This is a genomic window from Halobiforma nitratireducens JCM 10879 (assembly GCF_000337895.1).
GTDB lineage: Archaea > Halobacteriota > Halobacteria > Halobacteriales > Natrialbaceae > Natronobacterium > Natronobacterium nitratireducens.
On record NZ_AOMA01000146.1, the window covers coordinates 20,737 to 32,865 of the forward strand.

A 12,129-nucleotide genomic window follows, 5' to 3' on the forward strand; every position below is an offset into this window, starting at 1 on the left:
ATGGCCGTACTCGACGCGCTCTCGGGGTACGAGTTCGAGGACCTGATGGAGGACGTCTTCCGCCACCTCGGCTACGAGAACATCCGCCAGTCGGCACGGACGGCAGACGAGGGACGGGACATCCTGATGGAGGAGGTCGTCGACGGACGGCGTCGCGCCGTCGTCGTCGAGTGCAAACATACGGACACCGTGAGCCGGCCGGTCGTCCAGAAACTCCACTCGGCGGTCGCGACCTACGACTACGACGGTCCCGTTCGGGGGATGGTCGTCACCACAGGTCGGTTCACCGGACCTGCAGAAGAGTACGCTGCCGCGCTCGGGACCCGGACCCAGGGTGGCGTCGAGTTGCTCGACGGCAGGGACCTCCGGAAGATCGGCGAAGAGATCGGGATGGACCTCTACAACGGCCGAATCGAGATTCTCTGTGACGAGGCGCTTCGACCTACCCACCCCACTGCGGACAGGGACGCCCCAGTCTTCGACGCCGTCGCGGAAATCGAGGGGCTCGACCCTGCCACTCTGCCGACACCCGAAACACGACTCGTCCTCGAGCCGACCGTGACGGTCACTGCTCGAACGAGTGCGACCTTCGAGACCTCCGTCGGCGTCGTTCACAGCCTGGACGAGACGACCAACCTGGTGTTGCGTGCGGACCGGGAGTCTCCCCTGGTCCCGGGAACCGACGTCCAGTCGCTCGTGACAGACGCGGACGCAAGCGGGGCCAGGATCGACCTCGAGGAGCGATCTGACGACCTCGAGCGGACGTTCGACGACTTCGAGCACGAGCGATTCCGACAGACCGAGACCGAGTACAAGGAGTGGGCGATCGACCGACTGCGACAGGCACACACGACGACGGTCCACTACACCGGCGACAACAACGTCGACTACGAGAAGACCTGTACTCCCAACCGCTCGGACATCACCGTCCACGAGATCGATCCGGTCTACCTTCCCCACGTGCGCTCGCTGCTCTCGCTTGGCGAGTACGACTACCGCTTCGCGTACTACGCCGCTGGCCCCTCCCGAACGACGACGCGAAACGACCTGGGTGAGTGCGTCCACTGCGGAACCGCGGCCGACGACGAGCACGGCGAGGGACTGACCTACTGTCCGAACTGTGGGAGCATCAACTGCGACGAGCACGTTCGAACGGAACGGCTCGAGGACGACCCCGTCTGTACGGGCTGTGCGGTCACCGAGCGGTTCGCGCTGGAGACGAAGTACTTCTACGACGAGGAGAACCGCGAGGCGTTCCGTCGGGAGTACGAGGAGATGGCGCTGTACGAGAAGGCGATGGAGAACGTGCCACTCGCCGTCGGTGCCGTCCTCGCTGCAATACTCGCGGCAGCGTTCGTGGTGAGTGCAATCGGGTTCGTCTGACTCGAACACGCTCTCGGCGCGACCGTCCGGGCACTGCCGGGTATCAGTCCCCGTCGACCAGCGTCGCGAACTCCCGCGTGAACGATTCGACCGCCTCCCAGTCGGTGTACTCGTAGTCCCGAGAAGTGTCCGTATCCCCGCGTTCTTTGCCACCCAGTCGGCGCATCAGGAGCCGGGTGAACAGCCCGTACTCGCTGTACTTCAGCGCGCCCGCAACCGACAGCGTTCCGTCCGGGTCCCAGTCCGTTTTCTCGAGGAACCCATCGAGCAACTCGTCGGCCGTCCCCCGACGCTCGGCGTCGTCGGATGCGGCCGAGAGGCTGACCGAGACAAACGCAGTGGGCCGTCGGTTCAGCGTCTCCCGGTGGCTCCGGACGAACGACTCGACGTAGCGCTGGTGGGACCCCGCGTGGACCGAAGCACCGACAACGACGCCGTCGTAGACCGCCGGTTCGAGGGGCGACGGCGGGTGTTGCAGGTGGACCAGCGTCGCGTCACAGCCCTCCGTCTCGAGTATCTCGCCGATCCGCTCGGCGACCGCGGCGGTCTGTCCCTCGCTCGAGCCGTAGGCGACGAGGACACGGGTCATCGGCATCGAGGCTCACCTCGAGTCGATAGGGGCCACTCCAGCGGAGGTGAGTAACGACCGGGAGGTGTCATGCCCTCAACGACGGTGCCAACCAGTATCAAACTATCACTGTGAGGGGGAAACGGTCTGGGTCGCTACCAACAGTCATCAAATTCCGCCGTGTGGCTCTCGCTGAGCAGGTCTGCGAGCATTGATCCAAACTAACTCTACGACCTGCTCGTTTCGCAAACTGCGCTAACTAGACGGTGCCAAGCTGTCCGCTTGCTAACGATTCGAACCGATCCAGATACTGATGCTTACACCGATACCCGCTCCCCGAGTTCGGGCGCAGTCGCCGCGAACCCGTCGGCCTGCAGTTCCTCGGCGAACGCCACACAGCGGTCCCCGTGGTTGACCAGTATCTCGCTATCACGGTAGGACTCGAGGAACTCGAACAATCCCTCGCGGTCCGCGTGGGCCGAGAAGTCGTACTGTTCGACCTGCGCGCTGACCCGCATCATTCGGTCGTCGATCTCGGCACTCCCAGTCTCGAGCAGTTCGCGGCCGGGCGTCCCCTCGACCTGATGGCCGGTCATGGTGATCTTGTTCGCCGGGTGCGAACGAATCGCCGGCACGTAGGTCATCGCGGGGCCGCCGTGGAGCATCCCGCTGGTCGTGACGATCACCGTGTTCTGTTCGGCGATGCGCTTTCGCTGTCCGTCGCGACCGTCGACGAACCGGGCGTTGCCCTTCGCCCGCCGCAGGAGATCGGGATCGCGGAGAAACTCGCGGTTGCCCTCCCGCAGGAATATCTCGGTGACGCGTTGCCCCATCCCGTCGACGTAACACTCGAGGCCGTGTTCCTCGCAGAGACAGAGCATCTCCTGGGTACGTCCGATCGCGAACGCGGGGACGACGACCGTGCCGCCGCCCCAGATTGTCGCTTCGACGCTCTCGGCGAAGGCGGCCTCGATCTCCTCGCGGGGCGGCCTGGTGACGTCGGAGTAGGTACTCTCGCAGATGACGGCGTCAGCCTCGATGCGGGCGGTCGTTCCGGCGAGCAGCCGCTGTCGCTCGGTGTGGAAGTCGCCCGTATAGAGGAGTCGCGTCTCGCCGTCGTCGATCAGAACGTGGGCGCTGCCAGGGACGTGGCCGGCGTCGAAAAACGTGACCTCGTAGCCGGCGGCCTCGAACGGCTCGCGGTAGCCGTGGGTCTCCGAGACCTGGGCGAGGCGGGCGACTTCGGTCTCGGTGAACGGACAGTCGTAGGTCCCACCGTGCAAACGAAGCGTGTCCCGCGCGAGCACCCGCGTGAGTTCGCCCGTCGGCGGCGTCCAGTGAATCGTCGGCCGAGCGTCGCCCGACAGCAACGTCGGGATCGCTCCGACGTGATCGAGGTGGCCGTGACTGACCACGACCGCCTCGGGATCGAGGCCGTCGCCCTCGAGCGGAAACGAGGGGGGATTCCCAGAGTCCATCCCGAAATCGAGCAACAGCGCGTCGTCGACGAGGATCGCGCTCCGACCGATCTCGCGTGCCCCACCGAGAAACTCGACCTCCATGCCCGTCTGTTGTGACTCGAGGGGTTTGCGTCCGTCGGTTCGGTCGCCGCGACGGGTGTTCGAGACACCGTCAACGACGATCCCGGTCGAACTCGCGGGACCGATCGGTGCCGTCTCTCGGTCCAGTGTCGGCGTTCGTTCCCGTCCCGTCCTCGAGTAGCCTGTCCAGTTCGCGTTCGAACTCGGCCTCGCTCAGTTCGCCCGAGACGTACTGCTCCCGGAGCCGGGATTCCGGATCGCGGGGACGATCGGCGGTGGCGGTAGTGGTAGCATCGGACTCGCTCGAGCCCAGATTCGCGTCGAACCCCTCGAAGCGGTCAGTATCCGAGGAGTCGCCGAAAAGCGACAGTAACCCGAGGACCGCCAGGACGAACAGCCCCAGGACGGCAAGCGAGATGGCGATCGAAAAGGCCGTCACGACGATCGAGAACGCGATCCCGACCAGCGTCGCGATGGCGCTGAGGACGAGAAACGCGAGGACGAGAACGCCGACTCCCTTGAGCAAGAGCGTGCCGAGACGGCCCATACCAACTGTTCGTCTGGGAGCCACAAAAACCGCTCGATAAATCAATACAGCAACTACTACGGCAGTCACACTTCACCGAGCGCACAGTCGGCAGTCAGGAGCCGTTCGAACGTGGCTCCGCCGCCGCCGGCGACTCCGTTCGCTTCGCCAACCCGAGGAGATAGACATCGAGCAGGCAGACGATCAAGACGGCAAGCGGGAGGGCGACATTGGTGAACGCGACCTGTTCGAACTGCAACGCGGTGATGACGAACGGCTCGCCCGGCTCGAGTGCGCCCGAGATCGTCCGGGCGCTCAGGAACGCGAGCGCGAGCGCGTACAACAGGAACCAGCTCACCCCGCGTTTCCAGTGGCCGAGATAACAGTGTCCGAGGCCGGCGACGAACACCGAGAGCAGGTACGCAGGCCAGATCGGCCGGGTAAGCGAGGTCATAAGCTATCGTTGGACGTGAAACGGAATCCGTGTTGCCCTCTCGAGACGGACGAGCGGGGAGCGGTCCTCGGTCCCCCAGTGGGGACCGGAGTCGTCGTCGGACCCAGCGTCGGCGACGATATCCGAGGCGATCGCTCGCTCGAGGGTGCCTATCGCGTCGTGGGCCCGCTGAAGGTGGACTTCGACCGCGTCGGTCGGGACGGTTGCCGTACCCGCGGACGGCGACTCGTCGTTGGAATCGGCGAGGAAAATCCCGTCGGGTTGATCGCTCTCACCGGAGAGTTCGCGGACCGCCGTCGTCAGCAACTCCTCGTCGATCGGCCGCGGTACCCCCACACTCGAGCGGGAAGACCGAGCGACCAGCGCGGCGGCGAGCGACCGCCCGTAGGTCTCGAGCGACGAGCGGACGGTTTCGTTCGTCCCGACCACGGTCGCGCCGAGTTCGGCTGCGACGCCGACGACGGTGGCCATCGGGAACGGCGCGGTCTCGCTGTCGGCTGCGGTCCACTCTCCCGTCTCGGATGCGTTCGTCTCGTAACCCTCGGCGTCGGTACTGACGGGGCCCGTGTGCTCGTCACGACAGGCGGTCCGCTCGAGGAACTCGTGGGAGAGCGTCGTCGATCCGGCCGCGAGGATGCGGTACAACTCGAGTGATCGGCGGGCAGGAACCGGCGCTTCGCCGGCCGCTGCGTACGCCGCTGCGTGGAGGTAGTCGCTCGCTAAAACGGCAGCGTCGCGGTCGTTGGTGGACCCCTCGGTCCCAGTCTCGGTCCCGGTCTCGAGCCGTTCGGTACTGACTGACTCCTCGAGGCGGTCGTACCGGTCGGTGACGACCAGATCGCGCCTGATCCGGGCGTACCCCTCGAGGGAAGTGACTGCATCGATTACACAATCCGGAACCGGCGTTCGATTCCGTCCCGGAGACGGGTCAGAACGGGGTGACGGGGCCGGCGAGGAACCGGTCACCGCGGCGATTTCGCCCGCGACGACGCAAAGGGTCGCCGCCAGCGAGCGGTCGCGGTCTGGGACGGCCTCGAAGGCGACCGCCGCGACCGGCGATGCGAGACCAGTATCCGACCGGGCGGTCGACGTCGCGTCGTAAGAGGGTGTGCGTTCGCTCATGGGGGTGAAACTACTCGGTAGTGGTATCGGCGTCCGCAGGCGACGGGGCGTCGCCTCCGCGCGAGGACTCGGGAGCGAGGTCCGATCGGGAACGAATCTCGTCACCGGGGAACGATTCGGTTGGGAACGACGTGTCCTCGGCGAGCAGGTCCTCGAAGATGCGTGCGATCATCGCCGAGCGTACCTGCCCGAGATAGTCGTCCTGATCGAGCGTGAGTTGACGGATACGCGCGCCGTCGAGTGTCGCGATCAGCAGGGCAGCGGTCTCCTCGGGATCGTGATCGGTGAACTCGCCGGTTTCCATCCCCTCTCGCAGGATGCTCTCGACGATCTCGCGGAGGTGCTCGTCGCTCTTTCGTAACTGCTCGCGATACTGCTCGTTGTAGGGGGCTTGCGTCCGAATCTCGAGCATCGCCGTGTGAAACGACTGTCGCTCGTCGTCGTCGGCCGAGCCGTAGAGGAACCAGTCGACGAACGTCGCCAGTTGCTCTACCGGTGGTCGATCGTCCGTCTCGGCGAACCGCTCGTCGAACCAGTCGACGAGGTAGTCGACGAAGTCGGCGACGAGATCCTCCTTGGAGTCGTAGTGGTAGAACAGCAGCGACTTGCTCTTGTCTGTACGATCCGCGATGTCCTGTGCAGTCAGGTCGGTGTAGCCGTGCTCACACAGGGCATCGTACGTGGCCCTCATGATCGCGTCGCGGACGTCCGGATCGGTCACTACTGACTAATTGGTCAGGTGACCATAAAAGGCGTTTCGTTCCCTCACTCTTTGACATTAATTCCCCAACGAACTCGTAGCGTCCCCTCGCTACGTCTCACGGTCGCCGGCCGGGAATCGATCGATCCTGAACCGGGCGAACCCACCGTACGCGAGATCGAGCGAGCCGATCCACCAGTTCCAGCGATCCGCGGGGGTGCCGTAGGGTGCATCCGACAGCTCCGACACGACCAACGCCGTCGTCAGCGCCGTTCCGGCGTTCTCCCGGTACTGACTCGAGTCCGCGAGATCGACCGCCTGCCGAACCACCACCCGCCGCTCCTGGCTCGTGCCGCCGAACTCCTCTCGCAGGCGCGTCTCGAGTTCTTCCGGGTCGATGAACACGCTCGAGGGTACGCAGCCAATACACTTGACTGTTCGAGCCGACCCCAGCAGGCCATGCGTCCGGGCCCGACTCGAGCAACGTGGCCGGGAGCGGCCTCGCCACAGTCCGGCGAGGTCGCGACCAGGGGGAAGGCAGGCCTATGAACGAGCGACCGATGTGAGCGAGGTCGAAAGGACGAGCGAACGGACGGAAGACTGTCCTCGTGAACGAAGTAAACGAGGGCTTGGAAGGCGCTCGCGTCTTCCGGTGTTTTCGATCGAGATGGCGTCGGGCGACGCCACGACGTGTGCCTGCTTCACTGGTACCACCGTGCCAGAGCGTGGTCCGAGACGCTTTCGGCGTCTCGCCATCACGGGAAAACTTCACTCCCTCGAACGACAGCGTCACCTTTCGTTGTGAAACGATGTTCTTTTGAGCGACGACCGTCTTCCGTCGGACATGGCAAGTTTCACTGTCGTCGTCGGTGATCCCGACTCCGGGATGACCTACCAGCTCGAGGCCGAGGAACAGGATGCGAACCGCTTTATCGGCAAGTCGATCGGCGACGAAGTCGACGGCGGCGCGGTCGACCTCGACGGCTACACCCTCGAGATCACCGGCGGCTCCGACGAGGCGGGGCGACCCCTCAACGAGGATGTCGCAGGCGCGAACCTGAAGGAAGTCCTGATGAGCGAGCGACAGACCGGCTACCGACCGAACCGCGACGGCGAACGACGCCGCATCACGGTTCGTGGCCGAGAAGTTTCCGACGCGGTCGCCCAGATCAACGCCTCGATCGTCGATCGCGGAAGCACCGACGTCGACGAGCTGCTCGGCGACGGCGAAGACGAGTAACGATACCGATCCTGCTCGGTTCTCTTCGATCAGATACGACACTGAGCTAAGACCATGGTAGACAGAGTCGCGAGCGATCATCCGTCGGTTCGGACGGTTCGCTCGACGTGTACCGAGACTGCGACGGGCGTCCGGCTCGAGATTCCGGCGGACGACCGCGACGCCTTCCCGACCGACGAGGTCGTCCGGCTGGTCCTCGACGGCGACGAACTGTTCGCTCGCGTCGAACGGGCGCTGACCGGCGACGAGCTATCGATCCCCGGCGTCTACGAGACGCCCGATCTGGCCCGCGATCCAAGCGGTGCCACCGACCAGCTGTCCGCGTGGGCCGACGACCACGGGATTCCGACGGGTGGCTCCGTGCTCGTCGATGTCGTGGAACCGGAGTTTCTCTACGGACTACGGGAACCGGGCGAGACGGCGTACTACGACGCACACGAGCCGCCAAACGAGAGTCTGAGCGAGATCGCACGGAGCCTCGAGGACGGCGGAAACGACGAAAACCAGTAACCGAGGGGACGACCCATCGGGGCGGTGCGAACCGAAAAGAGCGAGACCCAGAGCTCGGACGGATGTCCGGACCAGCACAGCGACGATTCGTCCCGTATGAAACGGCGGTGTAGCGATAGTTACTGCCGCTCGAGAAACGCGTACAGTAGCAGTCCAAACGAGAGGTGCTGAACCATCGTCCGTTCGACCGTCTCGTGAACGTACTCCTCGTCCGCGATCGAGTACTCTTTCGTCTGGACCTTCGCGTGCATTGAGAGTACGTCCTCCTCCTCGAGGTCGTGGAGAGCGGGATAGACGGTCCCCGGACTGAGACTCGCATCGAAGCCGTGAGAAAGGTCCGCGAGGAGTTGTTTTCCGTGAGTCTCTCCGTGGAGTGCGATGAGTACGAGCAACACCTCGTCCAGGTTCGCCTTGATCAACGCTTCGTCGAACGAAACGTCGTCGTAGGGAAGGGTCTCCTCGACCCGTGCCAGTAGGTCGTCGAGTTCTGGTTCGATCCCTTCCGCGGTCGCGTTTTCGGTCGTGTTCGCGGTCGGACCGTCTTCTCTCCGTTCGAACTCGGAGCGATGTCCCTCGTCGCCACCCGATGTCGTCCGTTCGCGCGAGGCCGTCATTCGCGACAGCACCTCGAGAACGGACCTCGTACTGGTTGCGTTCTCTTCCATTCCCGATCACCGATTGGGGGTCAGTGGCTGGTGTCGGCCGGTTGCCGTCGGTCTACCCATCTCGTCTCCGTCCGAGCGCCACCTCCGACTACTCGACCACTGGAACTGATACGCCATAAACGACAGGGAACTGATCGTATCAACTATTGATATTTTAACATCGGCTTCTCGATATACTAATGCTGGTCGAAACAGTTTAGATTATTCTCTGCCTTCTCCCGGAAGAACGAAAACGCCTTTGCTTTTTTGTCTTATTCGTCGAACGATTGGTCACAGAATCAGCCCGAGGACCCGATACAATAATCTATTGGCCGACATGGCGGTGAAGGAAGGCGAACGTCACCCGACAGTCGCCTCTACAGAAAAGACAGGCCGAGTGCCTCGGAGCTTGACCCCGAGGCGGTTCACGCCGTCGGTTTGCCGAACACTCGGAGGACTGGAGTCGGGTCGGCCAGTGAAATTATATCTGCCAGTACAGGACGACCCGTATGGAACGGATCGCACTCGAGAACGGGTTCAGTATGCACGACTACCGTTCGAAACTGAAGTTACTGAAAGACGGAGGCGATCAACGCGTCCTCGAGAACCGCGACGGCGTCGGTTGTCCGGCCTGCGGACAGGCGTTCGACCGGTTATTCGTTAGCGAACGATCGACGAAGTCGTTCGAGACGCCGCCGGATCGACCGTTCTGTCTCGCCCGGACCGACGAGAAGATACTGCTGTTGACTCACTAGCGATCCACTTTCCACGCACCACTCGGCCGCCGAACGGGAACCCGCTGCCTCTCGAGTGCAGGAACACTCTCAAGAGTGGCTGTCGGGAAGCGCCAGTCGAAGCTCCGAAGACGGGCGACAATCGACCGAAGAAAGCCCTAATCCACGCTACAGCTCTCGGATCGTGATCCCTTCCGGCTGGAGGAGCACGCCGACCGTATCCGTTTCCTCGCCGAACGTCTCCTCGTGGGACGTGATGTCGTCGACGCCGGCCCCGACCTCGAATCGGTCGGCGTCGGGCAGACACTCGAACGTCCGACGCTCGTTTTCCGCAATCTCGAAGTCCTCGATGAAGACGACGTCGTTCCCGGATTTGACCCGAACCCGCACCAGCGACGCTCGAGGCAGATCGTTCCGTACGACGACCGTCCCCGACTCGCCGACCGGGACGGCCTCGAGGACGGTGTTACGCAGTTGGCGAACCTGAGCACGGACGGCGGCCGGATTCTCTCGGTACTTGAGCGCACCAGCGCCGATCGCGACGAGGCCCAGAACCGACGCGAGAACGGCAACGATACCGGTGAGGCCGACCGGGAGCGACGGGAGCGAAAGCGACGAGTCCGAGGCCATCTCGTCGGCCGTCGTCGTGTCACTGTACGTATCGTCGGCGGTGGTCGCACCGTAGGCGTACGTCCCCGGATCGGCGGTCGGCACACCGGCCGACAGTGTCTCCGACTCGTCCGGCTCGAGCGTGAGCTCCTGGGTACGGATCGGGTCGCCATCGAACGTGAGCTCGACCGTCTGGGTCCCGGTCGCCCCACCTTCGTTGACGAGCGTGCCGATCACCCCGATCTCGGAGTCGGGATCGTCAGCCCCCTCGATACGGACATCTTCGACCGCGAACACGGGGACGTTGTCCCGTACTTCGACCGTCCTGGTCTCGGCCGCGTCACCGGTGCTCGCCCGGAGTTCGAGTCGAGGTGGGGCATCGTCGGTGAGGTCGAACGCGACAGTTTCGGTCGTCGACTCGCCACCCTCGAGAGAGATCGTTCGGTTCCGCGTCGCGTTGTCGGCAGCGACCGGGTTCACCGTTTCGATCGTCAAAGTGTCCTGTCCGGGCGTTTCACCGACATCTTCGACCGATACCGTCGTCTCGAGCGTATCGTTGCGCGCTGCCGGATCGGTAACGTCGACGAACTCGAGGTCGGTTCGGCGATCGAACACAACGGTCGCGTTCTCACCTGGCGTCGCGATGACGACATCCTGAATCGGCGGGTCGGTCTCGTTGCGGTCGAACACGAACGTCTCGTTCGTCGGCGACGGGTCCGTCACCGTCACGTTTCGCTGTTCTTCGACTGTACCGTCGATCGTGAAATTCGCCGGGAACGTGGTTTGGCCGGTCGGCGTCTCGCCGTCGTAGTCAAACGTTGCGTCGACCTCGAGTTCGCCGGTCAGGTTCAGCTGATCGACGTTCGTCTCGGTGATCGTTGCCTCGATGTTGTTCTCGTGTTCCTCTCGAGTGAGCAATGGGACATCGACAGTGTGCGTATCGGTACGGCTCGTCACCATCGCTTCGACTTCCGGCAGGTCGTCGCCGTCGGTTTCGTACCTGAACGTTTCGGTCGTCGAACTTCCCGGGGACAGCGACCGTACCTGCGTCTCCTGCTCTTCTCCGTCGACGAAGAAGCTGATCGGATAGCGCTGCTCTCCCGGTGGCTCAGCGCCGTACCGATCGATTTCGACATCGACGATGAGATCGCCGCCCTCCACTGGCCGATTCGTGTCGGTGATAGCGACGGCTACGCCCGCAGCACCGATATCCACGTCAGCGGTGTCCACGTCACCACTTCCATCGTGGTCGTCGAGAGAAAGTTCGACTTCGACTTCGTCGGCGAGGTAGTCTCCCGTCTTGGTTTCGTGGAAGAACGTCAGCGGGGTCCGATCGTTCCCGTCGACGCTGATGGTATCCTCCGACGTGGCTCGAACGTTGCCACTGGAATCCAGCAAGCGGAACGTGATAGTTTCACCGGACGCGTGGGCCCACATCGAGTTGGATACTTCGGCATCGACCGCCAGGGTTTCACCTTCCTCGACGTCGGTGACGTCAGTAATGTTTACGTCCAGATCGACAGTATTGTGTTTCGAATAGGTAACAGGATCGTCGCCGACGACGATCGGATCGCCGCTCCCGGCAGTCCGGACGATTCCATCGCCCCGATCTATCTCGAGTTCGTCCCGTACCGTGTTGTTCTCGCCGACGATGACGAGGTCCGGATCATTCTCGACGCGTTCGATGGGCCGATTGTCGATACTCGAATCTCCACTGTCGACCGTCGCAACGTCTCCGTTCGTCGTCTGTAGAACTCTGTGGTCGTAGTCGTCGTGTTCGTCGATGACGAGTTCATCACCTCCGGCGGAGACCGCCGGGTCTGGTGGAAGATTCTCGACGATCGAACCCGAAACGACGTGTTCGTCTTCGAACCGTACGACGGCGAGATCGTCTTCTGGCGGACCGATCGGGCTCTCGAGCGGACTCGCAACGGCTTCGTGTGTGGTTCTCTCTTCGGCCCCAATGGACGGGGAGTGGTGTCCATCCGTGGCGGAGAGAGCATGGGAGTGGTCGTCGTCGCTCGAAGGTCCAGGGTCGATACCGACGCTAGCCCCCGCGGCGAAAGAGGTTCCGAAGCCGACGAGGAAAACGAACACG

At 63.5% G+C, this 12,129-nt stretch carries 13 protein-coding genes; 4 read left to right on the forward strand and 9 right to left on the reverse strand.

Going from position 1 to position 12,129, the window contains the following annotated elements; genetic code table 11:
* Window positions 1-1,383 carry a restriction endonuclease gene (locus C446_RS14315; protein WP_006673845.1) on the forward strand — a complete coding sequence of 461 codons (1,383 nt, stop codon included), beginning with the start codon at window positions 1-3 and terminating at the stop codon, window positions 1,381-1,383.
* Between the two features lie 43 nt (window positions 1,384-1,426).
* Here C446_RS14315 and C446_RS14320 read toward each other — a convergent pair whose 3' ends face one another.
* The 7 genes from C446_RS14320 to C446_RS14350 all read right to left on the reverse strand — a co-directional run bounded on the left by C446_RS14320 (window position 1,427) and on the right by C446_RS14350 (window position 6,699).
* A complete protein-coding gene (locus tag C446_RS14320; RefSeq protein ID WP_049920256.1) occupies window positions 1,427-1,972 on the reverse strand; it encodes a flavodoxin domain-containing protein in 546 nt (181 codons plus the stop codon).
* A 296-nt stretch (window positions 1,973-2,268) separates the two neighbouring features.
* The gene (locus tag C446_RS14325; protein ID WP_006673847.1) at window positions 2,269-3,513 is read right to left on the reverse strand and encodes an MBL fold metallo-hydrolase; all 1,245 of its coding nucleotides are present in this window, start codon (window positions 3,511-3,513) and stop codon (window positions 2,269-2,271) included.
* 70 nt (window positions 3,514-3,583) lie between these two features.
* Window positions 3,584-4,039 (reverse strand): SHOCT domain-containing protein, encoded by a 456-nt coding sequence (locus C446_RS14330; RefSeq protein WP_006673848.1) that lies wholly within the window; start codon window positions 4,037-4,039, stop codon window positions 3,584-3,586.
* A gap of 94 nt (window positions 4,040-4,133) precedes the next feature.
* Entirely contained in the window at window positions 4,134-4,472 is a 339-nt protein-coding gene (locus C446_RS14335; protein WP_006673849.1) for a hypothetical protein, read from the reverse strand.
* Between the two features lie 3 nt (window positions 4,473-4,475).
* On the reverse strand, window positions 4,476-5,594 hold the full coding sequence (locus C446_RS14340; RefSeq protein WP_006673850.1) for a hypothetical protein: 1,119 nt from the start codon (window positions 5,592-5,594) through the stop codon (window positions 4,476-4,478).
* Between the two features lie 10 nt (window positions 5,595-5,604).
* Complete coding sequence (locus C446_RS14345; protein WP_006673851.1) at window positions 5,605-6,315, reverse strand: TetR/AcrR family transcriptional regulator; 711 nt, start codon at window positions 6,313-6,315, stop codon at window positions 5,605-5,607.
* Window positions 6,316-6,405: 90 nt separating this feature from the next.
* Window positions 6,406-6,699, reverse strand: a complete 294-nt coding sequence (locus C446_RS14350) for a hypothetical protein (protein WP_006673852.1) — start codon at window positions 6,697-6,699, stop codon at window positions 6,406-6,408.
* Between the two features lie 439 nt (window positions 6,700-7,138).
* On the opposite strand from C446_RS14350, the gene C446_RS14355 reads away from it, so the two are divergent.
* Window positions 7,139-7,534, forward strand: a complete 396-nt coding sequence (locus tag C446_RS14355) for a 30S ribosomal protein S6e (protein ID WP_006673853.1) — start codon at window positions 7,139-7,141, stop codon at window positions 7,532-7,534.
* A gap of 54 nt (window positions 7,535-7,588) precedes the next feature.
* Window positions 7,589-8,044, forward strand: a complete 456-nt coding sequence (locus C446_RS14360) for a DUF7112 family protein (RefSeq protein WP_006673854.1) — start codon at window positions 7,589-7,591, stop codon at window positions 8,042-8,044.
* A gap of 119 nt (window positions 8,045-8,163) precedes the next feature.
* Here C446_RS14360 and C446_RS14365 read toward each other — a convergent pair whose 3' ends face one another.
* Window positions 8,164-8,709, reverse strand: coding sequence for a PadR family transcriptional regulator (locus C446_RS14365; protein WP_006673855.1), 546 nt, complete (start codon window positions 8,707-8,709; stop codon window positions 8,164-8,166).
* 488 nt (window positions 8,710-9,197) lie between these two features.
* On the opposite strand from C446_RS14365, the gene C446_RS14370 reads away from it, so the two are divergent.
* Window positions 9,198-9,443: a DUF7385 family protein gene (locus tag C446_RS14370; RefSeq protein ID WP_006673856.1), complete on the forward strand. Its 246-nt coding sequence runs from the start codon at window positions 9,198-9,200 to the stop codon at window positions 9,441-9,443.
* Between the two features lie 147 nt (window positions 9,444-9,590).
* On the opposite strand, the gene C446_RS14375 is transcribed toward C446_RS14370, so the two are convergent.
* Window positions 9,591-12,128 carry a COG1361 family protein gene (locus C446_RS14375; RefSeq protein ID WP_006673857.1) on the reverse strand — a complete coding sequence of 846 codons (2,538 nt, stop codon included), beginning with the start codon at window positions 12,126-12,128 and terminating at the stop codon, window positions 9,591-9,593.
* Window position 12,129: the final 1 nt, after the last annotated feature.

Bases quoted from the DNA above. Each gene is read 5' to 3' on its own strand.
- C446_RS14355 (WP_006673853.1), top strand. From the start codon at position 7,139: ATGGCAAGTTTCACTGTCGTCGTCGGTGATCCCGACTCCGGGATGACC.
- C446_RS14330 (WP_006673848.1), bottom strand. From the start codon at position 4,039: ATGGGCCGTCTCGGCACGCTCTTGCTCAAGGGAGTCGGCGTTCTCGTC.
- C446_RS14325 (WP_006673847.1), bottom strand. From the start codon at position 3,513: ATGGAGGTCGAGTTTCTCGGTGGGGCACGCGAGATCGGTCGGAGCGCG.
- C446_RS14365 (WP_006673855.1), bottom strand. From the start codon at position 8,709: ATGGAAGAGAACGCAACCAGTACGAGGTCCGTTCTCGAGGTGCTGTCG.
- C446_RS14315 (WP_006673845.1), top strand. From the start codon at position 1: ATGGCCGTACTCGACGCGCTCTCGGGGTACGAGTTCGAGGACCTGATG.
- C446_RS14360 (WP_006673854.1), top strand. From the start codon at position 7,589: ATGGTAGACAGAGTCGCGAGCGATCATCCGTCGGTTCGGACGGTTCGC.
- C446_RS14370 (WP_006673856.1), top strand. From the start codon at position 9,198: ATGGAACGGATCGCACTCGAGAACGGGTTCAGTATGCACGACTACCGT.
- C446_RS14340 (WP_006673850.1), bottom strand. From the start codon at position 5,594: ATGAGCGAACGCACACCCTCTTACGACGCGACGTCGACCGCCCGGTCG.
- C446_RS14335 (WP_006673849.1), bottom strand. From the start codon at position 4,472: ATGACCTCGCTTACCCGGCCGATCTGGCCTGCGTACCTGCTCTCGGTG.
- C446_RS14320 (WP_049920256.1), bottom strand. From the start codon at position 1,972: ATGACCCGTGTCCTCGTCGCCTACGGCTCGAGCGAGGGACAGACCGCC.